This is a genomic window from Flavobacterium sp. CG_23.5 (genome assembly GCF_017875765.1).
Classification (GTDB): Bacteria; Bacteroidota; Bacteroidia; order Flavobacteriales; family Flavobacteriaceae; genus Flavobacterium.
Map to the genome: position 1 here is coordinate 2,908,128 of NZ_JAGGNA010000001.1, position 25,488 is coordinate 2,933,615.

The following is a 25,488-nucleotide window of genomic DNA, read 5'->3' on the forward strand; positions in this document are numbered from 1 at the left end:
GACTAATTGTTTTTTAAATCAAATTGAATAGCTCCGTTTTGAATGGTGATTGTACGGTCGCATTTTGTTATCCAATACGGATTTTTTGAAGAAACAATAATGGTCCATTTGTTTTTTTCTGAAGTGATGAAATCAATTATTTCATTAGCTACTTTTTCATCCATAGTGTCAGTTGGATCTTCATAAAATAGTATTTTTGGCTTATGGATAATACTTCTGGCTAACAGGATTTTCTGTGCATTGGAAGACGATAATTGCCTTCCTTCCGGAAAAATTTTCGTGTTCAACCCCTTTGGTAATGTTTTAATTAACGATGTTAATTGAACACCAGTGATAGCCCACTTTAAATCTTCCTGACTTATATTTTTATCATTGAAAGTCAGGTTTTCTAAAATTGTTCCTTCAAATGGGGTCTCATCATTAATAATACTTCCTATTTGGGATCGATACTGCTTTAGATCAATCTTTCTAAAAGTATCGTCATTTATGAAAAATGAACCGGATGTGGGCTGCAACAAACCGGATAATATTCGGATAAGTGTCGTTTTTCCAGAACCATTTTCACCTTCAATGAATATTTTTTCTCCTTGATTAATTTTTAAAGAAATAGCACCTAATATAGTTTCATTTGAATCAGGAAATTTAAATTTTACATTTTCAGTTTCTAATGTAATGTCAGTGAGATAATTTAGATTTTCTAGATCCGTTTCTTGTATTTCCTCTAAATTCATGTCGGTTATCTGTCCAATTTTTTCGATGGAAGTTAAAACATCATAAAAAGTTTCTAAACCAATAATGATTTTTTCGACAGAGTTAATTACTAATAAAATAATGATTTCTGCCGCGACAAATTGTCCAATATTCATTTGCTGACTTAAAACTAGAAAGCCTCCAATGGATAGTAAACTTGCCGTTATTATAATTTTAAAAATAATAAGTTGCGTAAACTGCCTTTTTATGACACTAAAATGTTTTTCACGATAAGTAAGATAATCAGCAACCAAACCATCATTTTTTTGTAGAGCAAAATTGTAATTAATTTCCTTTCGAAAACTAAAATTATTCCGAGCTATTTCTTGCAACCAACTTGCTATTTTGTATTTGAATTTAGATTCTTTTAAACTTGTTTCTAATCCAGAATGATACGAAAATTTGAAGATGAAATACAATAAAAACAGTAGCAGTATTCCAAAAACAATAAAGTAAGGATGATATAATGACAAGAGAATAATTCCAAAAGTAATTTGTAGCAATGCTGCTGAAAAATCAATTAGTAATTTTGACGTCCCCTTTTGAATAGTCATCGTGTCAAAAAAACGATTTGCTAATTCTGGAGGATAACTATCATATAATTCCTCGAATTTTATTTTTGGTAAGCGTGCCGCAAATTCAAAAGAGGACCGAACAAATATCTTTTGCTGCAGGTTTTCAGTGATTCGCAATTGCATTAAAGACAAAATCCCTACCAAAGCCACGCCAAAAACAACTAAAACAATAAGTACAATCCAAGAAGCACTTACTCTTCCTGACTGAATAAAATTGATAATAGCTTGTATTCCTAAGGGAAGCGATAAACTAATTAATCCCGCAAAAATGGCGTAGAAAAATATTTGGGAAACATCTTTTTTGTCTAGTTCCAGTAAATTGTAAAATCTTTTTAGTGGTGTCATATGTTTATGTGCAATGAGTTTATTTTATAATTTTAAAGTTACTATTTAGCTCAAAACCTTCTCTACTAGATCAATGTAAAAGTCAGTTGGCGAAATAGTTTGACTGCAATTAGTTATAGTTTTTAAATGATCCTTTAAAAAATGTTGATGTAATGCTCCTTCAACGATTGTGGAAACAAGTGATTTGGCAAAAGGATATTCGGGATTAACCTCATTTACAAAACCTACAATTCGATTAATCACCCTTTTATAAATAAGGAAAAAGCCTTCTTTATTTTCTTGATCTACTTCTTTAGTGTGTAATGTTTTTGTAAATTCAGCAATGATAATTTTGTTCAAAACTGCTTCATTGATGTGTTCCGTTTTGTGGTCGTCATCCACTTTTTCGGTTACAATAGTTAATGCTTTCCTTAGTTTTTCTTTTGGATTACTGATGTTTGTTGTAGTAAAAACAAGTTTGTATTCCATCCAACTCCAATACCAAGAGGATAAATAAACCAATAATTTATGTTTATTTTCAAAGTAACGGTAGATAGAGCTTTCATTGGAACCTATTTTTTCTCCTAATTTTTTAAAGGTAAAATTATCAAAACCAATTTCATCTATCAAAAGGATGCTTTGTTCTATGATTTTTTTGCCCAAAGCAGAAGTTTCAGGGTCTTTAACGTAGATTTTTTCGTTGACTTGTATTTTCAGATTAGATAGGATTGTATTCATAAGTAATTATATTTCACGCAAAGATAACAGTATTACTATTAATTATGAAATTTTAACTTTTATTTATAAAAAAAGCTGCCTCAATTGAGACAGCTTCCATTTTAAATTATATAAGTTGTGGAACTACAATACCTTTTATAGTAACGAATGACAAGTCATAACGGCTGGTTTTTCAATTCCCATCAACGTTAATATCGTTGGAGCAATGTCTCCTAAAACACCATCGTGTATTTGTTTCAATTCTTTGTCAACCAAGATAATAGGCACCGGATTTGTTGTGTGCGCTGTGTTTGGACTGCCATCAGGATTAATCATGGTTTCGCAGTTTCCGTGATCGGCAATTACAATTGTAGTGTAATCATTTGCTAATGCTGCGGTAATCACTTTTTCAACACATTTGTCAACGGCTTCACACGCTTTTATTGCGGCACTCATGATACCGGTATGACCTACCATGTCACCATTGGCAAAATTAAGGCAAACAAAATCGACTTCTCCTTTATTGAGTTCAGGAACCAATGCATCTGCAAGTTCGAAAGCGCTCATTTCTGGTTGTAAATCATAAGTGGCCACTTTTGGAGAGTTTTTTAAGATTCGGCTTTCTCCTGCAAAAGGTAATTCTCTTCCACCTGAAAAGAAGAAAGTCACGTGTGGATATTTCTCTGTTTCGGCAATGCGAATTTGTTTTTTATTGGCTTTTTCTAAAACTTCTCCTAATGTTTCGGTAATGTTGTCTTTATTGTAAACGACTTTTATGTTCTTATAAGTTTCATCATAATTTGTAAGCGTTACATAATACAAATTGAGTTTATGCATGTTTTGCTCATGAAAATCTTCTTGCGACAATGCTTCGGTAAGTTCACGACCTCTATCTGTCCTGAAATTGAAGAAAATTACAACATCATCTTCCTCGATAGTGGCTAGTGGTTTATCATTTTCATCCACGATAACCGTTGGATTAATAAACTCGTCAGTTACATTGTTTAAATAACTTTCTTCAATTGATGCAACAGCATTTTTTGAATGTTTTCCTGTTCCGTTCACCAATAAATCATAGGCCAGTTTTATACGTTCCCAACGTTTATCTCTATCCATAGAATAGTAGCGACCAATTATCGAGGCAATTTTAACAGGAGTATTTGCGATGTAATTTTCAAGAAGCTGTATATAATTAACACCTGACTTTGGATCAACATCGCGACCATCGGTAAAGGCATGAACAAACACGTCTGTCAATCCGTATTGTTGTGTAGCATCAATCAATCCGCGTAAATGCGAGGTGTGAGAATGGACACCGCCATCAGAAACCAAACCTAAAAAATGTACTTTTTTGTGATTTTCTTTCGCATAAGTAAATGCATCCACTAGCACTTGTTCTTTTGCCAACGTATTATTGGCGACTGCCAGATTTATTTTAGGCAAATCTTGGAACACAATCCTTCCTGCACCCAGATTCATGTGTCCTACTTCACTATTTCCCATTTGCCCTTCTGGTAATCCTACATTCAAACCATCGGTTCGAAGTTGAGCGCTTGGGTAATTTTTGTATAAACTATTTATAAATGGAATAGTAGCATTATCAATTGCAGATACTTTAGGATCAGGAGATTTTCCCCATCCGTCCAATATCATCAGAATTACTTTTTTGTTCATTGGAATATATTTTAAGCAAAGATAAAGTATTTCTAAAAATGTTCGAATGATTCAAAACTACTATTATTCATTCGTTGCATAACGATAACATATAATGACAATTTTAATGCGTAAGAGGCTTTTTTTTAAAATTAACGCAAATTAGAATATGTTTTTTGCAGAATTGTAATCTATAAAATAACGAACACTGATGGAGAATACATGTTTTAGTTGGTCGTTAGTCAATAAATTAGTTACGTTTTTACCAAAATCCTTATTGATGTCCCGTTCAAAGTTGGCAGCATTGTTCCTGTATAAAACCGAGACCTGACTTCCTGGGGCAAACCACCACGAATAAGATAAATCAGCATTCCAGGAATAGAAACTGGAGTTCTTGTTTTGGGTGTAATTCATGTAATCAGCCAGTCTTCCGTTTTGTTCCAATGATAAAAAGTTTTTATTTTCCGCATAAGACCAATATTGGCGCAAAGCAATATTAAAAGTCATTTTACTGTTGAGTGAGTATTTTCCCGAAAGTGTGTTGGAATAAGTGAGTACGTTTCTATTGGCAAAGATAATAGCGTTTGGCGTCGCTGCATTCTGGTCCTCATCAATACTGTCGACGAAACCTTTGTTGTTATTTTGTCTAAAAAAGTTAAAATTATAAACCAAAGAAAACTTGTCGCTGAATCGATATCGGGGCCCGAGTGATACGCCATAAGAACTTCTTCCGGATTCACTTAGTTTAGTAAAAGAAGTGCTTACATCCATCGCGAATTTATTGTTGTAATTTGACGAGAAGTACATGTTAGTGCCAATCCTTTTGGGAAAAATCAAAAATCTATTTGCAGTTCTGGATTCATAATAGTCATATGATTCAAGAGGATTGGCACTCATATTTAAGCCATAAGAATGGTTTTTTTTATTTGATGCGTTAATGTTAAAATTGATATTATTTCCTTGTATTTTCCCGGTCTCTTTTTGAAATTGCGAATACATATTTAAATTCACATTAAAGGAATTGAAATGTTTTGTTGAATTTAGAATTCTGTAATTTGTATTTGCGTAAAAATTGTAATAATTAGTTTCGAAATTAATACCTAAATCATTGCTGTTAAAATCTTTCGAAACACCTTCGGTTCCAAAACTGTATCGATATTTCCCACTCGTTTCACCAAAGTTTAAGGAGTAAAACACCCCTTTCTTATCTTCGGTATCGTTGATATAACTGTATTTTAAATTCCCCGAAAGATTATAGGTGTTTTTTGTAGTATTTAAATCCCAAACTAATGCCGATACATTTGCATCACGAAAACTTCCGTTTCGAGTTACATTGGTATTAATAAATGACACCGAAGAATTTTTATGAAAGCGCTGATCCAGAACTAATACATTGTAGTTAGCATAAGGTTCTACAACCTCTCTTCTAATTTCCCCAGTATTATTATTTTGTATTGTTGCGTAGGTTTTTTCGGTTACGGCATTTAAAATTCCTATTCCCAAACCGTCTTTTGTTCTTCCCGAAATTTTCAACGCATTGATTAAATTTACACTTGCAGGGTTATCAATAATTGTTTCAGTAGATGAAGCTGTTGGATAATTTGATGGACTTCCACCAATTCTTCTGGAATACAATAAATTTCCTTTGCTAAACAAATCCGTCCCTTCGGTAAAAAAAGGCCTATTTTCATTAAATTGTTGTTCGAAAGGACCTAAATTCAAAATTTTATCATCGTATTTTGTTTGACCAAAATCCGGAATAAGGATCATATCGAGCGTAAAAGCATCGTTTATTCCGTACTTTATATCTAAACCACGTTTTAGCGTCCCGTAGGTTTTTTGTCCCTTACTGGCATTGACATAAAAAGAGGAGTAGGGCAAAAGAAAAAGACGCGTAGGTGTTTTTATATTCTCAATGCCTTCTAGTACTCCTGTCTGTTGCGTGAAAGTACCTAATTTTGAATCAATGAAATTCCACGTGTATTTATGTTTGTCTCTTTTTATTTCTCGAAAAAAGTTGAGTCCCCATTTTTGTTTGTTTTCACTAGAAAATCTCAATGCTGCATACGGAATTCGCATTTCTACAACCCAACCAAAATCAGTAATTACCGCTTTGCTTTTCCATACCGCATCCCATGAATAATCCTCGCCATTTGAATCGGTTACGATACAATCTGCTTGGCCATCGGATGCCGAAACGTAAAATTGAAAATCTTGTTGACCATCATTAAAACCATTTATGAAAACCCCAAATAAGTCGGAAGTACCGTTATTATCCCTTTGTGTAATTTCTTTTAAGATTTTTTTAGGCTCATTATCATACATTAATGCGGCAACGTAAATCGCGTCATTGTCATATAATAATTTTACTTCGGTTCTTTTATTTTCGGGAATTGGCTTGCCATTATCGGGTTGAAACATGATAAAATCAGTAGCAATTGGAGCTGATTTCCAGATGTTTTCATCTATTTTCCCGTCAATGTTTATGTTGTCCGAAATGAATTTAGTTAGTAATACTTTTTTTTGGCTATAGCCAAGAATTGAAAATAGAAGTACGCAGCAATAAAGTATTTTGTGCATCATTTTTTGATTGATTGTGATGATTGATGAAAATAGATTCAAAAAAACCTAATTTCACTAATAGACTATGCTTTTAAATATTTGTTACAATTATTTTGAATAAAAACGAATATTTACTTTACGGTCGGATTTATACAATTGAAAAATTTTTCTTTTTTTCGATCATATTTTGAAGAGATGAAGTTGTAATCTGAAATTTAAATTTAATTTTTTATCACATTATAATCAATAAAATAGCGAAGACTTACGGAAACCACATTTGTTAGATTGCCATTAAAAACACTTTTAAAGTTTGTAGATAAATTTTTCTCAACAGTGCTGGCTCGTTCAAGGGAATAATTTCGATATAGGAATGAAATTTCACTTCCGGGTGCAAACCACCATGAATAGGATAAATCAAAATTCCATGAATTAAAATTCCGATCTTTATTTTTGATGTAATTAGGATTCGGAATTAAATAACCGTCGTTTTGGAGCGTGAAAAATTCATGATTTTGGGAATAGGACCAATAATATCTTGCGGTAAGATTGATCGTCATTTTATTGTTTAGGGCATATTTTCCCGTGAGGTCATTTTGTAATATTTCTCTATTTCGTTCACCAAAAATAATTCCCGCCTTATCAAATGCCGCCCATCCTATATCATTTTTTTTGTTGGTGTAATCTAATATATAGGAGAGTGAAAATTTGTCATTAAACCTGTATTTCGGACCTAAAGCTAGGCCATAAGTAATTCTGCCGTCTTGGTCAAATAGCGTAAAACTTGGAGTGAAGTCAAAAGTAAAAGCATTATTGCTATTGAATTCAGTTCCAAAATAAGATGCTATTCTCCTTGGGATTTGTAAATATCTTCCGTTTTCACGTGGCTCGTAAAAATCGAACGTTTCGGATGGGATTATTACCAATGCCAATTCAAAATAATTGTTGCCTCGTGATCTTGCCTTTATAACCGTTTTATACCAACCTTCTTGCAATTTGCCAGTGGTATTTTGAATTTCTAAATTCAGTTCCTGTTCGACCTTAAATGTATTGAAATATTTTATGGGATTCAATATTCTGTAGCTGGCGTTAGCTAAAGCACTATGATAATTGGTGTAAAAAATAATTCCTAAGTCGTTAATGTCATAATCTCGTGAAAGATATTTTCCGGAAACATAATATCGATATTTTCCGCTTGTTTTTGCAAAGGTTAATGCCGTCTTAAAGCCTGTATAATCTTCGATTGTGTTTATGGAACTGTATTTAAAATCACCAAATAAGCTATAAGTATTTGCTTTTGTATTCAAGTCAAATAATAGTGCGGAAACATTTGCGTCTCTAAATTCTCCATTACGTGTCGTATTTGTATTTACAAACGAAACAGATGAGTTCTGATTAAAGCGCTGGTCAAAAACTAATACATTATAATTCGTTAAAGGTTCAATAACTTCTTTTCTGGTTTCGTTGGTGTCATTATTTCTAATAGTAGCAAACGTTTTTTTAGTAATAGCATTCAAAAAACCAATTCCTAAACCTTTCTCCGTTCTACCTGATACTTTTACAGCATTGATTAATTTTACGCTACTAGGATAATTTGTGATTTCTTCGTTATCTGCAATTTGTGGTTCTGTACTCGGTGCCCCACCAATTCTTCTGGAATAAAATAATCCGCCTTTATTAAATAGATCCGTTCCTTCAGTAAAAAAAGGGCGGTTTTCATCAAGCCTTTGCTCGAAAGGCTCGAGATTTAAAATAGCATTGTCAAATTTTGTCTGTCCAAAGTCAGGAACTAAAATGGCATCCAGTGTAAAGGAATCATTAATTCCGTATTTTATATCTAAACCAGCTTTGAATGTTCTGTCAGAAGCAAAAGCATCTTGTTGATGGTATGCTGAAATATAGGGTATTAAAAAAAGGCGGGTTGGAGTGTTAATATTTTCTATTCCTTCAAGGATTCCAGCTTGTGGAATTACTGCGCCAATCTTGGTGTCCACTCTATTCCAAGTGTATTTTTGAACATCGCGTTTTATTTCACGCATAAAATTGATGCCCCAAGTTTGTTTTTCAGCATTCGAAAATCGTAAAGCTGCATAAGGGATTTTCATTTCTACGACCCAACCAAAGTCAGTAAGGGTTGCTTTACTGTCCCAAATGGCGTCCCAAGTAAAATCTTCATTGTCTTCGGTTGCCAAACAATCCATTTGAACACCTGCTGAACTTACGAAAAATCTAAAATCTTGCTGTCCATCATTGAATCCGTTAATATAAACCGAAAAAACATCAGATACACCAAAAACATCGCGATTGGTTATTTCTTTTTTTATTTTTTCAGGCTCGTTATCGTATAATATAGCAGCAATATAAATGGCATTGTTATCGTACAATACTTTTACTTCTGTTTTTTTATCAGCACTAATTGGTTTTCCGTTATCAGGTTCGTACATGACAAAATCAGTGGCTACGGCGCTATTTTTCCAAATCTCTTCGTTGATTTTGCCGTCAATAGTAATGTTCTCATTTATGGATTTAGCATGAAGAACTTTTTTTTGGCTATAAGTTGTAATGTTGCAAATAATGAAAAAAAGCAAAGGCAAATACTGATATTTCGTCATAAATTAGGATTGTAAGCAAACAAAAATAACAAAATTAACATACAAAGTGATTATTTTGTGACAATAAACTCAATAATTAAGATGATTTTGCGTTCTATAAAGATTAAATTTATCTTAATTTTAGTTTCGACTGTATAATTTTGCGTACGTTTGCCATCTCAAATTAATGTTTAACTTAAAGCTATTCAATGATTTATAAGATATTCCCTGCAATTCTATTCTTGCTTTTTTCATTTACTCCAAGCAAAACAAATTTTTCTGAGCCAAAGAGCATTAAACCTGCAGTTTATGCTAAAGTAACAACCTCTAGCATAGATGCTAAGATTGAAATGGTTTACAGTAGTCTGCATTCCAACCAATTTGGCTTGCCTAAATTGGAAAGTTTCACGGAAGCCCTGAAAGGTTTTTATTTGTTGAAAGAAAAAGGATTAGTTCAAAAAGACATTTTGACTTTAGTAGATTTTAGTTTGTCATCGAGTACCAAAAGACTTTGGGTAATCGATTTGACAACAAATACTATATTGTATAACTCTCTTGTTGCACATGGAAGAAATACTGGCGATGATTTTGCTTCTTCTTTTTCCAACTCGGCAGAGTCTTTTAAAAGTAGTTTAGGGTTTTACTCAACAGGTGAAATTTATAACGGCAAACATGGAATGTCTCTTAAGCTTGATGGATTAGAAAAGGGTGTAAATGATAATGCTAGAAATAGAGGCGTGGTTATGCATGCTGCGGATTATGTTTCTAATTCATTTGTAAAGAGCAACCATAGGTTAGGAAGAAGCCAAGGTTGTCCTGCTATACCGGTAGAGTTATCTAAGGATATCATCAATGCGATAAAAAACAAATCATGTTTGTTTATCTATCATCCTTCAAGAAGTTTTAAATTGAGGTCGGAATTAATTTCCTGATTTTTTTGAACATAATAAAATATTCTCGAATATTTTCGATTTAAAATGGTATACTATTTTTAGTATGCCATTTTTTTTTATCAAAAAAAAAGTATCGCTCACAATGAATAATGAATGCTTTATCTAATCCTTTCGTTCTATAATTTTTCAAAGTGCTATTCCTCGAATTAAATAGCGATTTTTTGTTCGAATAATACTTTGAAATTCTTATAAAACGAGATTACTCCTGCTACTTGCTCATTGTGTAAACCAGCATAATGAAGGGTGGTCTCTAAATTTCAACCATCAAAATGACAACTTTTCAGTTTGAATTACAAGTTGGTCTGCTGAAAAAGTTTCTTTTGCAGCTATTTCTTAGCTGTTTTACATTTTTTTTCAAAATAATTTTTCTGCAATATAAAGGTATAATAATTTCATATTAAATTCTTTATGTATAAGAGATGCTTTATTAAAAGGCTTTTGGAAGTGAGTTTGTGATTTTTTTCAAAAAAAAAACTTGCATTGAACCTATTTTATTCTCTATATTTGCACCGTTGTTAATGCGAAAGTAGCTCAGTTGGTAGAGCTCCAGCCTTCCAAGCTGGTTGTCGCGAGTTCGAGCCTCGTCTTTCGCTCTAAACCTCAAATTTTTGGTTTGAGGTTTTTTATTTTATTGTTTTAATGCGAAAGTAGCTCAGTTGGTAGAGCTCCAGCCTTCCAAGCTGGTTGTCGCGAGTTCGAGCCTCGTCTTTCGCTCCAAAAACCTCAAACTTTTGTTTGAGGTTTTTTATTTTAAAGTTGTGCGAGAAGTTTATCCCTTGAACGAAGGGATACGGGAAGCCTCGTCTTTCGCTCTTTTTAAAAAACCGTCTCATTTTACAACAAGACGGTTTTTTTTATTTTATAAAACTTAAATCGGTTCCGCTTTCTAATTCTACCGGAATTTGGTTTTGTCTAAAAAGCCGGGCTGATAAATTCCCTTTCAAAATAATTGTTGACCCTTTTACATCTAGCCAACTTCCTTCTCGCAGTCCCAATACAGGAACCGAGTTGAAAGCATGAAATTCTTGTATTCTGGTTTCGCGAGTTTCCCCCATATGTTTCGATTGAACATCGGCATCTAGATAATGAGGATTCAAATTAAAAGGAATTAGTCCCAAAGTTTTAAAACTTGGCGGATAAACAATAGGCATGTCATTAGTGGTTTGCATCGTTAATCCACAAATATTGCTTCCTGCGCTAGTTCCTAAATATGGAGTCCCGTTTTTCACCGTTTCTGCAAGAACGATCATGCTGTTGTTTTTGTACAATTGGGATACCAATAAAAACGTATTGCCACCACCGGTAAAAATTCCTTCCGCGTTTTGGATTGCTGATGCCGCATTTTCAAATTCATGAATTCCTTTCACGGCTATATTTATTTTGGCGAAAGCCAAAGTAACTTTTTCAGTGTAATCCTCATGTGAAATACCTCCGGGACGTGCATAAGGAATAAAAAGAATTGTTGCGCATTCCTTGAAATGTAACTGTAATTCAGGTAAAATATAGTCTAAATAGTCTCCACCGTGAAGAGTGGAGGTACTGGCGATAATGCTGTTTTTCATTTTATGTGGTAATAGATAGTTTTGGGATAAAGATATTAAATCATGCTTTTTAAAGTTGCTTTCTTAAGTTTTTAATTAACATATTTTTACCAAGTCATTAGTAATTAATTTAGAATATAGTAAGATACTTTTACTGAACTACAATTATTGGAATTTGACTGTAAACTGATGACTAGAGCCCTTTGTGTTTTTTTTATTTTAATAGCTACTAAGGCAATGGCGCAAGAAACAATTCCAGTACAATTGAATGGAAAAGTTAGTACGGGTTTGTCCAACCTCGAGGGGGTTTACGTCATCAATTTGAAAACTGAAAAAGCTGCAATTACTGATAAGGATGGCTATTTTTCCATTCCCGCAGCAGTTGGCGACACACTAATGTTCTCAGCCATTCAATTTAGAGCGATAAAGGTTAATTTAACCAAAATTTTTTTTGAACAAGATTTATTTTCTGTGATGATGATGCCAATTGTGAATCAATTAAAAGAAGTCATCGTTAAAAATCACAGCAATATCAATGCATTATCGCTGGGAATTATTCCAAAAGGACAAAAGTCATATACGGAGGCAGAGCGTAAATTGTATACTGCTACCGATCTTAATGCCTCTTCAAGTGCAAGTGTGAGGGGAATGGCTGGTGGTTCGATTTCTGCGGATCCTTTATTAAATTTTCTTTCCGGAAGGACTAAAATGCTAAAAAAAGAGATTGAAGTCGAAAAAAAGGAATCATATTTGAGAAAATTAGAAAATATGTTTGATATGGATTATTTTATGAAGAAGTTAAAAATACCTTCGGAATATGTGAAGGGATTTGAGTATTATGCGGTAGAAAATGAAAAGTTTATCAAAATTCTAAATTCAAATAATATAACCGTAACCGAATTTTTACTAGGAGAATTAGCGGCTAAGTTTAACGAAATTACCGCCAGTGAAAATAAATAATACACTACTGTTAGTTTTATTGCTACTGACTCAAATTGTTTTTGGGCAAAATAGCAACGGAAAAGAAATTCAAGGAAGAATTATTGCTGATTCTACTGCTGTTGAAGGAGTGAATATATCAAATTCAACAAATCAAATAACGACTACTTCTGATAAAAACGGTCTCTTTTCACTTTTTGTAAAAGAAGGCGATATTTTGGTGATTTCAGCAGTTAATCTCGTAACTTTACGTAGGAAAGTCAGTAAGAAAGAATTAGTGTCAAATGAAATTCAAATTCGTATGACATCCAAAAGTATTGCTTTAAAAGAAGTTGTTGTCAATGAGAATTCACAAATCACGGCAGAAAATCTTGGAATTATTCCTTACGGACAAAAAAAATACACCCCAGCAGAACGAAAATTGTACACTGCTACTTCTGGGGGAGGTATCGATGGTTTACTAAACACAATTTCCGGGCGCAAAGCAATGCTTAAAAAAGAAATTGTGGTGGAAAAAAAGGAACATTCGTTGGCTCGAATGGAAATCCTTTTTGATGATAAGTATTATATTGAAACCCTGAGAATTCCGTATGATTACATCCGGGGATTTCAATATTATTGTGTTGAAGATGCTAGGTTTTCAGAGGCATTGGAAACGAAAAACAAAACCTTAGTCATGTTTTTGATTGTCACTCTAGCTGAAAAGTACAATAAAACTATTGAAAATGAAAAATAAAATAGCAATCCTAGTTTTGTGTTTATTTTGTCAATTTTGTTTGGGTCAGGTATTGACAAGAAAAACGGTTCATGGTCGGATCGTAAATGATTCTATTAAGTTAGAAAATGTCGTTGTTTTTAATGTAAATTCAAAAACAGGAATTCTTATTGGTTCGAATGGGTTTTTTAGTATTTTGGCAAAAGTCAATGACACCTTGGTTTTTTCGAGTTTAACATTCAAATCGAAAAAAATTGTTCTTACTGAACGAGAAATTTCGGCGCCCATTTTAAGAGTGAAATTGGATGCTTTTACAAATCTATTGGGCGAAGTGATTGTGCCTCCAAAAAAAATCATAAAACCAGTAAGCGCAAACACGCAGGCAATTGTTGACAAGCAATATTTTGATGATGAAAAGTCTTCGCCAAAGAATAGAACAATGCTTTCCGATGGAACAATAGAAAACGGAACAAACTTTGTACGCCTTTATAAAGATGTTATAAAAATACTAAGAAAAAACAATCCGGAGATAATAGATTTTACTCAAAATAAAAGTTTTACCGAAGTTGCTTTGAAAAGAATTGGGTATGATTTTTTTTCCACTACATTGCAATTAAATGATGATGAAATTAGACTTTTTCTTATTTTTTGTGAGAACGATCCCAAATCTAAAATGCTTCTTAAACCTGAAAATGAATTTCAATTGATGGATTTCTTGGTTACTAAAAATAAGGAATATAAAAAAATTACCGCTTTTGAAAACTAAATCGGCATGGATTTTGCAAAAATCTATAAAACGATTGCGAAGTTGTTACATAGAAAATCCTGTAAAGATGGATAAATCTAATTTCATGAAAATTTTCACCAAAAAGTCTATAAATGTATTACCATAATTTTTTTTTACTTGAACCGTAAAGCTTTAAAAAGAAGAATTGGGGCTTTTTTATAATTTTTTGTAAAAAGTGTTTCTAAATCTCAATCTTTTTTTAAATCTGAAAATAAATTATAACTCATTGATTTTTTGATTACAAAAAACGAAGAGTTTAAAAGAATTACTACTTTTGAAAAATGAAAAAAACAATCTTGTTTGCCTTTTTAGGAATTTTATTTCTAACAACATCAGCTTTTAATTTCCATAAATTCTATATGGGAATATATCAGGTAAATTATGCGCCCGAAAAGAAAATGTTGCAAATTACCTCCCGCATTTTTTTGGATGATTTAAACAAAGCACTTGAAAAAAAGAACAAGAAGAAGCTCTATTTAGGAACTGAAAAAGAAACAGCTGAAGAGGTCGTCTTGTTGAAAAAATATCTTGCAGAAAATTTTTCCATTAAAGTAAACGGGCAATCCAAACCTATGACTTTTTTGAGTAAAGAGTTGGACGGCGATGTGCTTGTATGTTATTCCAATATCACTGGAATTTCCAAAATTAATTCTCTAGGTATTTCTAATTCCCTTTTGATGGATTGGAACTCAGAACAACAAAATATTACACATGTCACGGTGTTTGGTACAAAAAAGAGCATACTCTTTACTGATTCTTCCAGATCTGGAATGTTAAAGTATTAATATAGCGAGAATGTTTTGTTAAAAAGCATTATTTTCACAAACTGAAATAACCACCATTTACATTTATGAAAAAATTATCTTTATTGTTTTTTCTTCCGGCAATTATATTTGCACAAGAAAAAACTCCTGCAGTAACACCAAAACAAACAGGAAAATACGACACCAATAAATTTAGCCAGATGTACGATTTATTAGCAACGCCTAATATGTTTCGCACGGCATCTGGAGCTCCAGGACCCGCTTATTATCAGCAACAAGCAGACTATAAAATAGATGTGGAATTGGACGATAAAAACGCAAAATTGAGTGGTTCTGAAACTGTGACGTACTATAACAATTCTCCCGATAGTTTAGAGTACTTATGGGTGCAATTAGATCAAAATCAGGCAGCTAAAAATTCTCAGTCGCCATTAGCAGAAAGTCAAAAAATAGAACAAGTATTGCCTGCGGAAAAATTCGCAAATCAGTATTTGAAACAAGGAATGGATCGTGGATTTAACATTGAATATGTAAAAGATGCCAAAGGCAATCCTTTATCCTATACCATCAACCAAACCATGATGCGTATCAATCTGGTTACTCCTATGAAACCAGGTGAAAAGTTTGTTTTTTCTACAAAATGGTGGTACAACATTAATAATTACATACAGGATGGAGGTCGCTCTGGTTATGAGCCTTTTGAAAAGGAAGGAAACAAATTGTACGTAATCGCGCAGTTTTATCCAAGAATGGCGGTTTATAATGATGTTGAAGGTTGGCAAAATATGCAATTTTGGGGAGGTGGAGAATTTGCTTTGCCTTTTGGAAATTTTGATGTGAACATCACCGTTCCGGCGGATCATATTATGGATGCGACAGGAGAACTAATGAATAGAAGCGAAGTGTTTACACCTGAGCAAGTAAAAAGATACCAGTTAGCGCAAAAATCATTTGATAAACCGGTTGTAATTGTAACTCAAGCGGAGGCTGAAGCCAATGAGAAAGGTTTTTCTAATAAGAAAAAAACATGGAAATTTAGCGCTAAAAACGTGAGAGATTTTGGTATTGCTACCTCAAGAAAGTTTATCTATGATGCAATGGCAGTGCAGTTGTCTAATAAAGTGGTGATGGCAGAATCAGTGTATCCTAAAGAGGCTAATCCGCTTTGGGGAGAAACGTCTACCAGAACCGTTGCTCATACTTTGAAAAGTTATTCGTCTCACACATTTGATTATCCTTATCCAAAAGCCGTATCAGTATCGGCAGAAGATCAAGGAATGGAATATCCTATGATTTGTTGGAATTTTGGTCGTCCAGATGAAAATGGAGTGACTAGTGAACAAACGAAAAACGGAATGATTGGAGTGGTTGTTCATGAAGTAGGGCATAACTTTTTTCCTATGATTGTCAATTCTGATGAACGTCAATGGACTTGGATGGATGAAGGATTGAACTCATTTATGGAATTTATGGCGGAGCAGGAATTAGGTACAAATTTCCCATCAAGACGTGGTCCTCCAAAAAACATTGTACCATACATGAGCGGTGATCAAAAAATGTTGGAGCCTATTATGTCAAACTCTGAAAGTATTATTCAGTTTGGGAACAATGCTTATGGAAAGCCAGCTACTGGACTAAATATTCTTAGAGAAACAATTATGGGTAGAGAATTGTTTGATCATGCATTTAAAGTGTATGCCAACCGATGGAAATTCAAACACCCTACTCCTGAAGATTTTTTTAGAACCATGGAAGATGCTTCGGCTGTAGATTTAGACTGGTTCTTTAGAGGTTGGTTTTACTCTACTGATTTTGTTGACATTGGAATAAATGAAGTAAAACAATATTATGTTACTGAAACGCCAACTGCGGAATTGAAAGAGGTTAAGGTAAGAAAAGGACGTTTTGGTTTAGATAAAGGACCATTTGTATATCTAGTTTCAGACACAAGTAAAGAATTAAATTCCTCTTCAAAGAAACCAATGAAAGTTGAAGAAGTAAAATTATTATCAGAATATGTGGATCAAAAATTGACAGCCGAAGAAAAAGCAAACCTAAAAACACCGAAATATTTCTACGAAGTAGAATTTAATAAACCGGGAGGAATGCTAATGCCTATTATCGTTGAAATTACATATGACGATGATACAAAGGAGACTTTCAAATATCCAGCACAAATTTGGAGAAAAAGCAACGATACGGCTAAGAAAGTCTATGCAACTCAAAAAGCAATCAAGAAGATTCAGGTTGACCCAAAATTGGAAACAGCTGATATTGATGTGACCAATAATACTTGGCCAAAAACAGAAGTAAAATCTAAATTTGATTAAGAAATATTAAAAATAAAAAAAGACTCCATTGGGAGTCTTTTTTTTATGAAAAAATTAAAACACAAAGATTTAAAAAAAATATATCTTTGTAACATTAAAAAACAAGAAATATGTTTGGCATCGGGGGAGGAGAATTAATTTTTATCATGTTCATTGTACTCATGCTTTTTGGTTCTGATAAAGTGCCTGAAATAGCACGTACTATGGGCAAAGCAATGGCTCAGTTGAAAAATGCAACGAATGACATAAAAAGCGAAATTCAAAAAGGAGCTGAGGCTAACGGATTTGATGCTAAATCATTGACGGATATTACAGGAAATATCAATTCAGAAATCAACAAAGCTAAGGAGAATATGCTAGGAGAAACAGCATCCCAAATTGAAAAAACAAAAGAGGCAATTGGCGATATTACAGGTCCAATAAAACGCCAAATGTAATGTTGGAAAAACTACTCTCTCTTGACACGGAATTATTTATCTATTTGAATGGTTTAGGTTCTTTAACATTTGACCCGCTTTGGTTAATGATTACCAAACAACTCAATTGGTTGCCATTTTTTTTACTTTTGGCTTATTTAATTTTTAAAAAGTTAGGAACAAAACAAAGCTTGATTTTACTTTTGTTTGTGGCTGTTTTAATAACTTTTACAGACCAAACGACCAATTTATTCAAAAACGGATTTCACCGATTGCGGCCTTGTAATAATCCAGATATAAACACTTTTATTCGAGTAGTAAAAAAGAGCTATTCCTTTAGTTTTTTCTCCGGTCACGCCGCTAATACAATGGCTGTAGCTACTTTTTTATATTTTAATTTTAGGACTAAAATTAAATACTTCGGTTTTCTTTTCTTATGGCCGTTAATATTTGCTTACAGTAGGATATACTTAGGATTACATTACCCAATAGATATTCTTACGGGGTACTTTTTCGGATTTATTTTCGGATTTATGATGTTCAATATCTATGGACTTGTACAGCAAAAATATTTTCCACAGTCAAAATAATTAGCAATTTTAGGAGCTATTTCCCGCTGTTCGCTATATCTTTTTATTGTCATTCTTCCTTCGTCAGAATAACAATAAAAAGGATGCCGCTTCCATCAGGGCTAGGGCATCAGTTTCCAAAATGTCTTTTTAATTTTACATTGTCTGATCTTAAATTTAAAGCACCCTGCTCACCGTCAATCCATCACGAATAGGTAGCAAAACGGTTTCTACTCTACGATCGTTTTTTAATAAGTCATTGTATTCCATTATTATTTTGGTGCTCAGGTCATTGGGTTGTAAAGGCTCCAGAACCTTTCCACTCCACAAAACATTATCGGATAAAATAATCCCGCCCTTATTCATTTTTGGAAGAATCAGTTCAAAATAATTGAGGTAATTTTCTTTATCGGCATCAATAAAAACCAAATCAAATTTTAAGTCAAGTGTTGTAATAATATCAATCGCTTCTCCAAGATGTTGTACAATTTGCTTTCCCCAAGGCGATTTGTCAAAATGTTTTCTCTGAAAATCCACCAATTCTTCCTTGATGTCAATCGTATGAAGTTGACCGTTTTCCTGCATTCCCTCGCACAAACACAGTGCCGAATAACCCGTGTAAGTGCCAATTTCAAGAATATTTACTGGCCGAATCAATTTAGCCAACATGCTTAAAACGCGACCTTGAAAATGTCCGCTCAACATACGAGGCAGCAGAATTTTTTGATAGGTTTCTTTGTTTAACGCGGCTAATAATTCAGGCTCTTTTTGTGAATGTTGTTCGATATAATCTTCTAATTCTTGAGAAATGAAATGCATTTTTGTTGTTTTTTCAATTTGGAACAAAGTTATCAAATTATCAAATCAACAAATCAACAAAAAGTCATTAAATTTGCACCATGCAAATCGAGAAAAAAGACATACGAGCCTTATCCAAAGACCAATTACGAGATTTTTTTGTTACCAATGGCGATAAAGCCTTTCGTGGAAATCAAGTTTATGAATGGTTGTGGAGCAAAGGCGCACATAGTTTTGAAGACATGACGAATGTTTCTAAAGAAACAAGAAATATGCTTGAAACCAACTTTGTTATCAATCATATCAAAGTGGATACCATGCAGCGCAGTGAAGATGGAACGGTGAAAAATGCGGTTCGTTTGCACGATGGTCTAGTGGTAGAATCAGTTTTAATCCCGACAAATACCAGAACAACTGCTTGTGTTTCCAGCCAAGTTGGTTGTAGTTTAGATTGTAACTTTTGCGCCACAGCGCGATTAAAAAGAATGCGAAACCTGGAACCCGCAGAAATTTACGATCAGGTAATTGCGATAGACAAAGAAAGTCGGTTGTATTACAACCATCCGCTATCAAATATTGTTTTCATGGGAATGGGCGAACCGCTGATGAATTACAACAATGTTTTGAAAGCGATTGAAATGATAACCTCGCCGGAAGGTTTAGGGATGTCACCAAAACGTATTATGGTTTCTACTTCAGGAGTGCCAAAAATGATTAAAAAACTCGCTGATGACGACGTGAAATTTAAATTGGCTGTTTCGCTACATTCTGCGATCGATGAAATTCGTTCTCGAATCATGCCTTTCAGTGAGAATTTCCCTTTGGCGGATTTACGGGAATCTTTGGAATATTGGTACAGAAAAACTAAAAGTAAAATTTCCTACGAATATGTTGTTTGGAAAGATATTAATGACAATAAAGCTTCTATAGATGCTCTTGTGAAATTCTGTAAATATGTTCCTTGCAAAGTAAATTTGATAGAATACAATCCTATTGATGATGGTGAATTTCAACAAGCCTCCGAAGAATCAATAAATGAATATATTAAAGCTCTTGAATCGAATGGGATTGTTGTAAAAGTGAGACGAAGTCGCGGAAAAGATATTGATGCCGCCTGTGGTCAACTGGCAAATAAAGAAGCATAAAAAAATGGAGTTCATAATTGAACTCCATTTTTAGTTTTAATCTTTTCTATAATTTAATTTCCTAAGACAATTGGTGTTGCTGTACCGCCATCAATAGATTGCATCGCTAAATTATCACATTCTCCATTTCCATAGTCAATTGTGGCGTAATGAGAATTTTTAGTTAATTTTAATTTACCGGATACTGGAAAAGGCATTGGATTTGCAGATAAACTACAAGCAGTTTTATTGATTAATGGAGTTGCCATTTCGATTAAGGAAGTGAAAATTGATCCATTTGGGTGCGCCGTTGTAAAGGTACCATAAGTGGAATAGATGTCGTCAGTAGGACTCAAACGTGTGGCAAAACCAGCAGTCATTTCTCTTGTTCTTTCTCCGTTACGAGTGTAAACTCCTGCAGTCGTGGTCCATGTCATACTTGTCATCGTAAAGGTGGTTTTAGGATGCAAGGCGGTTCCTGTTCCAATCATTTCTCTCTTCCAAGTTGAAGTTCCGTCCAGTTTGTTATCATTTATGTAGAAATTATTATAAGTAACGGTCATAATTTTAGGGAAAGTAGTTCCTATGGTTCGTGTTATAATGATCTGTCCTTTTAATGAATGCCCTCTAAATGAGCAAGTAGGAGTATTTGGGTTTCCAAAGGTAATCGTTATTTTGCGAACGGTAGTTGTTGATCCTAATTCACTTATTGTGGCGCAGGCAGGTAATAACGAATAATAATTCCCGGTGCTTTTACCAGTTAACGATCCTTCGCTTACTTCATATTGATCGTCAACAATAAGCAAAACATCATCGAAGGCAATATCCATTTTTTGTGTAACTGCAACATCATTTGTAGTCACCATTGCTTCTGATGTTGAAGAATTCGATTCGTTCGTGCAACTTGTAAATGCAAGAATACTAAGAGTCATTCCGAGTAATAAAAATTTTGATTTCATAATAACGTGGTTTTAGGTTTATTTAAATTTGATAGGTATTTGGGGAAAAGGTTTAATTCAAATGTTAAAATGGTTGTTAAAAGTACAAATAAAAGGTTAAATAAGTGTGTAATCAATAGTAGAAAGAAATAATTTCACTGAAATAAAGAAGAATAATTCCTAAATAAAATACTTCCTTAAATTTGATAACGTTTTTTTTGTTTCAAAATAGTATCTTTGAAAGGCAAATGAATGTCACTTCTAAAATAAAACAGCCCATTTTTGATGAGATGGAACTTTTTGAAAAAAAGTTCTATGAATCAATGACTTCACAAGTGGCTTTGCTTAACAGAATCACTTATTATATTGTCAATAGAAAAGGGAAACAAATGCGTCCTATGTTTGTTTTTCTAACTTCTAAAATGGTCTCCGGCGGGATTGTAAACGAGCGAACCTATCGAGGCGCTTGCGTTATAGAACTGATTCATACCGCAACATTGGTTCATGATGATGTTGTGGATGACAGCAATCGCAGAAGGGGTTTTTTCTCCATCAATGCACTTTGGAAAAACAAAATTGCAGTACTTGTTGGCGATTATTTATTGTCAAAAGGCTTATTGCTTTCTATCGATAATGGCGATTTTGATTTGCTTCGAATTATTTCGGTCGCTGTACGCGAAATGAGCGAAGGCGAATTACTTCAAATAGAAAAAGCCCGAAGACTAGATATCACAGAAGATGTTTATTACGAAATCATTCGAAAGAAGACAGCGACACTTATTGCTGCCTGTTGTGCTCTTGGTGCAAAATCAGTTATTGAAGATGAAGTTCAGGTAGAGAACATGCGAAAATTTGGTGAGCTCATCGGAATGGCTTTTCAAATAAAAGATGATTTATTCGATTATACGGATGAAGCCATTGGAAAACCAACAGGAATTGACATCAAAGAACAAAAAATGACTTTGCCACTTATCCACGTTTTGAATACTTGTACCCCAAAAGAAAAAAGCTGGTTAATCAATTCCATAAAAAACCACAATAAAGACAAAAAACGAGTTAAAGAAGTTATTGCATTCGTAAAGAATAATAATGGATTGCTTTATGCCGAAAATAAGATGGTCGAATTTCAGCAAGAGGCACTTTTACTTTTGGATAATTATCCTAATTCTGAGTTCAAAGATGCGCTGATTCTGATGGTTAATTATGTAATTGAAAGAAAAAAATAATTTTTTTTATTTTTTTGTTCTTTCGCAAACCATTGAATTTACTAGCTTTTTTTATAGAATTTAATTTTTAAATAAAAAGAATTAAAATTAGATACAACCTTTTTGCCTCCGCACTCGTCTATGCTAATAGAAGACTGATTCAATGTAAATAACAATTTCAAAAATCAATACTAATAAAAATAAAAAATTTTCCATCATCATTGAAATTGCCATTGAGCTTTGAAATTGAAATTGAATTTTACCATTGAAATTATTTATGAAAGTAATCAACTTACATCAACAGGAAAATGAAATAATCCAGTTAGCGGTGGAAAGTAATCGGCAGGCGCAACAGAAGATTTATTCGCAGTTTTCTCCAAAAATGTTGAGTGTTTGCCGCCAATACATTAAAGACATTCATCAAGCAGAAGATATTATGATTACGGCTTTTATGAAAGTGTTTGTCAATCTGAAAAATTTTCAACACAATGGAAGTTTCGAAGGTTGGATTAGAAGAATTATGGTGAATGAATGCATTTCTTTCATTAGAGTGCAAAAAAAGATAAAATATATCGAGGATGAAGACTTTTTCGAGGAAAGTTTTAATGATATCGAAAGTCAATTTTCATTAGATGATATTCAGTTTTTGATTGATAATTTGCCGGATGGTTATAAATTGGTTTTCAATTTATATGCAATCGAAGGGTATAAACATCATGAAATTGCAATTATGTTAGGGATTAATGAAGGAACGTCAAAATCGCAATTATCGCATGCCAGAAAGATGCTGCAAAGACAGATCAACAAGTTAAAAAATAACAGTAATGGAACCGAATAAATTTGAAACACAATTCAGAGAGAAGTTGAATTCTCGAGAGATCAAACCATCAGAAATGGCTTGGAGCAAATTGGATGCGATGCTTTCCGTTTCTGAAAAACCAAAGCGTAAAAATTTTACTTGGATTTATATTGCGGCGAGTTTTGTAGGTTTTTTATTGATTGGAACTTTTTACTTTAATCAAAAAGACAATGCCATAGAAATCAAGAGCAATGAAGTAGTTCTCGAAAATGAAGTTGAGCCACAAAGCACTAATAGTCCTGTTAAGAGTTTAAAAGCTAAGGAAGAGAAAGAAAAGGGCTTAGTTCCCATCGTTGCGCCAAAATTAATTTCTGGAACTAATAGAATTTCAATTTTAAAAGTAAAACTCGTAAACAACAATTCAAATCAAAATCAAGTTGTTCAAGCTTCAATTAAAGATCATTCAATAGAGAATAATTCAATAGTTAGTGCTTCTGCAAATAAGAATTACGAATTAACAACCAAATGCAAATACATTTCAGCAGAAAAGTTATTATCAGAAGTTAGTAATACTAAATATGAAACAAAAGCTTATGATAAAACAACGGAAAGAACTAGAAAAGGTATTGAAGTAAATGCAAATAGTTTGTTGTCAAATGCTGAAACAGAATTAGATCAATCTTTTAGAGATTCTGCACTACAGAGGTTGAATAAAAATTTTAATGCTATCAAAACAGTTTTAGTGAATAGAAATTACGAAGAATAAATATAAATCAATCATCAATCATCAATCATCAATCAAAAAACGAAAATCATGCAAAAAATTATTTTAATTACAACGATTATGTTACTTGCTTTGGTAAGTAAGGTAAATGCTCAAGGCGTCGATGCGATACAAAATAGCTCCGAATGGAATTATAGAGGTTCTATGCCAGATAGTTATGAAATGGGACCAGAGACGGGTAATGACCTAAACAATCAAAATGTTTTTAAAATTAAATCGCTTCAAAGTAAAATTAATGGCTTTGGAACCATTATGAAAACGATAAAACCTGATGCGTATTTGGGAAAAACAGTTAAAATGACGGGTTATGTAAAAAGTGAAAATGTAAAGTCGTGGGCTGGACTTTGGATGCGAGTAGATTATTACACGGCAGCTGTTCTGGCATTTGATAACATGCAAAGGAGAGCGATAAAAAGAACTACCGATTGGACAAAATATGAAGTTGTTCTATTTGTCCCTCTTGAAGCAACATCTATTTCTTTCGGTGTTTTATTGCAAGGAACGGGAAAGATTTGGTTTAAAGATGTAACGCTAGAAGTAGTTGATGATTCTGTAACTGAAACGGGTGTTACGAAAGGAAGAGATCATAAAGTAATTTCATTTGAAACAAAAGCAAAAGCTATCGGCAATGAAATTAAAGCTATATCAGAGAGCCAAAAGAGTGCTTTAAAAGTAGAAATAGAAGTTCTTGATAAAGAAGTTGAGAAAAAAATAATGTCCAAAGAACAAGCGGATGCCCTTAAACTAAAAAAAGCAGAAGAACGCGCAAATGCAATTGAGACAAAAGTCGCTATTGAGGAAGCGAAGTTAATTCAATTAGTTCAAGATAACGTGGATGGAAAGTTTGAGGATGAGAAGGACCATAAAGGTGGCGGAAGAATGATTGTGTTAGGAAATAATACAGATTCTATTGGAACCAGTCAGAGAGAAATAAACATCACCTCAATGAAAGTTTACAATGGCCAGAAAGATAAAGAGAATCGTCAATCAAAAAGAACCACTAGTCAGTTGGTTTTTGCTGCAGGCTTGAATAATGTTTTAACAAAGGGATCTGTTAACAAATCAGATTTTAGATATTTAGGTTCTCATTTCTATGAATGGGGGTTTACGTATAATACAAGAATTTTAAATAAAAATAATTTGTTGCATGCAAAATATGGTTTATCAGTGATGTACAATAATTTGCGTACTACCGATAATAGAAATTTTGTAGTGGATGGAAATCAGACTAATTTAGAATTAAATGGCGTGCATCAAGAGGACTCTCGTTTTAAGAATGTAAATTTAGTATTTCCAGTACACTTAGAGTTTGACTTCACAAAAACCAGAGAAAGAGATGGGAAAACGTATTTTAAATCGCATGATAGTTTCCGTTTCGGATTAGGAGGATATGTTGGCACAAATTTAAAATCGAAACAATATGTAAAGTATGATATTGATGGGTATAATTCAATAGAAATATCAAAAGGAGATTTCAATACCACTAATTTTATTTATGGTTTGAGTACTTATTTTGGTTACAAAACCGCAAGTTTATACATGAAATATGACTTTAACCCTTTATTTAAAGATAATGTAGTAAAGCAAAATAATGTTTCTTTAGGAATACGTTTCGATTTCAATTAAAAATTGGTTTAGTTAGTTTTGTACTTTAAAA

General features: G+C 33.2%; 21 protein-coding genes and 2 tRNA genes. 15 read left to right on the top strand and 8 right to left on the bottom strand.

All coding sequences use genetic code 11. The features are described 5' to 3' along the window. Window positions 1–2 precede the first annotated feature (2 nt). The 5 genes from H4V97_RS12580 to H4V97_RS12600 all read right to left on the bottom strand — a co-directional run bounded on the left by H4V97_RS12580 (window position 3) and on the right by H4V97_RS12600 (window position 9,190). The gene (locus H4V97_RS12580) at window positions 3–1,670 is read right to left on the bottom strand and encodes a peptidase domain-containing ABC transporter (RefSeq protein WP_209549882.1); all 1,668 of its coding nucleotides are present in this window, start codon (window positions 1,668–1,670) and stop codon (window positions 3–5) included. 45 nt (window positions 1,671–1,715) lie between these two features. Then, window positions 1,716–2,387 carry a TetR/AcrR family transcriptional regulator gene (locus H4V97_RS12585; protein WP_196849774.1) on the bottom strand — a complete coding sequence of 224 codons (672 nt, stop codon included), beginning with the start codon at window positions 2,385–2,387 and terminating at the stop codon, window positions 1,716–1,718. A 135-nt stretch (window positions 2,388–2,522) separates the two neighbouring features. Then, window positions 2,523–4,040 (bottom strand): 2,3-bisphosphoglycerate-independent phosphoglycerate mutase, encoded by a 1,518-nt coding sequence (gene gpmI, locus H4V97_RS12590; protein WP_196849775.1) that lies wholly within the window; start codon window positions 4,038–4,040, stop codon window positions 2,523–2,525. A 141-nt stretch (window positions 4,041–4,181) separates the two neighbouring features. Continuing rightward, window positions 4,182–6,599 carry a DUF5916 domain-containing protein gene (locus tag H4V97_RS12595; protein WP_209550306.1) on the bottom strand — a complete coding sequence of 806 codons (2,418 nt, stop codon included), beginning with the start codon at window positions 6,597–6,599 and terminating at the stop codon, window positions 4,182–4,184. 203 nt (window positions 6,600–6,802) lie between these two features. Next, window positions 6,803–9,190 (bottom strand): DUF5916 domain-containing protein, encoded by a 2,388-nt coding sequence (locus H4V97_RS12600; RefSeq protein ID WP_209549883.1) that lies wholly within the window; start codon window positions 9,188–9,190, stop codon window positions 6,803–6,805. Window positions 9,191–9,378: 188 nt separating this feature from the next. Between H4V97_RS12600 and H4V97_RS12605 the strand changes: the two genes are divergently transcribed. The 3 genes from H4V97_RS12605 (at window position 9,379) to H4V97_RS12615 (ending at window position 10,839) form a co-directional block, all read left to right on the top strand. Then, window positions 9,379–10,101, top strand: a complete 723-nt coding sequence (locus H4V97_RS12605) for a murein L,D-transpeptidase catalytic domain family protein (RefSeq protein ID WP_196849777.1) — start codon at window positions 9,379–9,381, stop codon at window positions 10,099–10,101. Between the two features lie 541 nt (window positions 10,102–10,642). Next, a tRNA-Gly gene (locus H4V97_RS12610) sits at window positions 10,643–10,715 on the top strand. 48 nt (window positions 10,716–10,763) lie between these two features. Then, window positions 10,764–10,839, top strand: a tRNA-Gly gene (locus tag H4V97_RS12615). 137 nt (window positions 10,840–10,976) lie between these two features. On the opposite strand, the gene pepE is transcribed toward H4V97_RS12615, so the two are convergent. Continuing rightward, a complete protein-coding gene (gene pepE, locus H4V97_RS12620) occupies window positions 10,977–11,684 on the bottom strand; it encodes a dipeptidase PepE (RefSeq protein ID WP_196849778.1) in 708 nt (235 codons plus the stop codon). A gap of 216 nt (window positions 11,685–11,900) precedes the next feature. On the opposite strand from pepE, the gene H4V97_RS12625 reads away from it, so the two are divergent. The 7 genes from H4V97_RS12625 to H4V97_RS12655 all read left to right on the top strand — a co-directional run bounded on the left by H4V97_RS12625 (window position 11,901) and on the right by H4V97_RS12655 (window position 18,204). Then, the gene (locus H4V97_RS12625) at window positions 11,901–12,623 is read left to right on the top strand and encodes a carboxypeptidase-like regulatory domain-containing protein (protein WP_231385424.1); all 723 of its coding nucleotides are present in this window, start codon (window positions 11,901–11,903) and stop codon (window positions 12,621–12,623) included. Next, window positions 12,610–13,338: a carboxypeptidase-like regulatory domain-containing protein gene (locus H4V97_RS12630; RefSeq protein WP_196849780.1), complete on the top strand. Its 729-nt coding sequence runs from the start codon at window positions 12,610–12,612 to the stop codon at window positions 13,336–13,338. The genes H4V97_RS12625 and H4V97_RS12630 overlap by 14 nt, the downstream gene beginning before the upstream one ends. Further along, window positions 13,328–14,083 (top strand): carboxypeptidase-like regulatory domain-containing protein, encoded by a 756-nt coding sequence (locus H4V97_RS12635; RefSeq protein ID WP_231385425.1) that lies wholly within the window; start codon window positions 13,328–13,330, stop codon window positions 14,081–14,083. The genes H4V97_RS12630 and H4V97_RS12635 overlap by 11 nt, the downstream gene beginning before the upstream one ends. Window positions 14,084–14,385: 302 nt before the next feature. After that, window positions 14,386–14,889, top strand: coding sequence for a DUF6702 family protein (locus H4V97_RS12640; RefSeq protein ID WP_196849781.1), 504 nt, complete (start codon window positions 14,386–14,388; stop codon window positions 14,887–14,889). Between the two features lie 65 nt (window positions 14,890–14,954). Next, window positions 14,955–17,198, top strand: a complete 2,244-nt coding sequence (locus H4V97_RS12645; RefSeq protein ID WP_196849782.1) for a M1 family metallopeptidase — start codon at window positions 14,955–14,957, stop codon at window positions 17,196–17,198. Window positions 17,199–17,308: 110 nt separating this feature from the next. After that, the gene (locus H4V97_RS12650) at window positions 17,309–17,635 is read left to right on the top strand and encodes a twin-arginine translocase TatA/TatE family subunit (protein WP_196849783.1); all 327 of its coding nucleotides are present in this window, start codon (window positions 17,309–17,311) and stop codon (window positions 17,633–17,635) included. Beyond that, on the top strand, window positions 17,635–18,204 hold the full coding sequence (locus tag H4V97_RS12655; protein ID WP_196849784.1) for a phosphatase PAP2 family protein: 570 nt from the start codon (window positions 17,635–17,637) through the stop codon (window positions 18,202–18,204). Before H4V97_RS12650 ends, H4V97_RS12655 begins: the two co-directional genes overlap by 1 nt. Window positions 18,205–18,360: 156 nt before the next feature. Here the strand turns inward: H4V97_RS12655 and H4V97_RS12660 are convergent, their stop codons facing one another. Beyond that, window positions 18,361–19,002 (bottom strand): O-methyltransferase, encoded by a 642-nt coding sequence (locus tag H4V97_RS12660; protein WP_196849785.1) that lies wholly within the window; start codon window positions 19,000–19,002, stop codon window positions 18,361–18,363. Window positions 19,003–19,082: 80 nt separating this feature from the next. Here H4V97_RS12660 and rlmN point away from each other — a divergent pair, with 80 nt between their 5' ends. Further along, window positions 19,083–20,126, top strand: a complete 1,044-nt coding sequence (gene rlmN, locus H4V97_RS12665; protein WP_196849786.1) for a 23S rRNA (adenine(2503)-C(2))-methyltransferase RlmN — start codon at window positions 19,083–19,085, stop codon at window positions 20,124–20,126. Between the two features lie 53 nt (window positions 20,127–20,179). Here rlmN and H4V97_RS12670 read toward each other — a convergent pair whose 3' ends face one another. Continuing rightward, window positions 20,180–21,064, bottom strand: a complete 885-nt coding sequence (locus H4V97_RS12670; protein WP_196849787.1) for a hypothetical protein — start codon at window positions 21,062–21,064, stop codon at window positions 20,180–20,182. Between the two features lie 227 nt (window positions 21,065–21,291). Here H4V97_RS12670 and H4V97_RS12675 point away from each other — a divergent pair, with 227 nt between their 5' ends. From H4V97_RS12675 to H4V97_RS12690, 4 genes are all read left to right on the top strand, one after another. Further along, window positions 21,292–22,269 (top strand): polyprenyl synthetase family protein, encoded by a 978-nt coding sequence (locus H4V97_RS12675; protein WP_196849788.1) that lies wholly within the window; start codon window positions 21,292–21,294, stop codon window positions 22,267–22,269. 256 nt (window positions 22,270–22,525) lie between these two features. Next, window positions 22,526–23,086, top strand: a complete 561-nt coding sequence (locus H4V97_RS12680) for an RNA polymerase sigma factor (protein ID WP_196849789.1) — start codon at window positions 22,526–22,528, stop codon at window positions 23,084–23,086. Then, the gene (locus tag H4V97_RS12685) at window positions 23,073–23,813 is read left to right on the top strand and encodes a hypothetical protein (protein WP_196849790.1); all 741 of its coding nucleotides are present in this window, start codon (window positions 23,073–23,075) and stop codon (window positions 23,811–23,813) included. The genes H4V97_RS12680 and H4V97_RS12685 overlap by 14 nt, the downstream gene beginning before the upstream one ends. Before the next feature lie 48 nt (window positions 23,814–23,861). Further along, window positions 23,862–25,457 (top strand): hypothetical protein, encoded by a 1,596-nt coding sequence (locus tag H4V97_RS12690; RefSeq protein ID WP_196849791.1) that lies wholly within the window; start codon window positions 23,862–23,864, stop codon window positions 25,455–25,457. The last annotated feature ends 31 nt before the right edge of the window (window positions 25,458–25,488 follow it).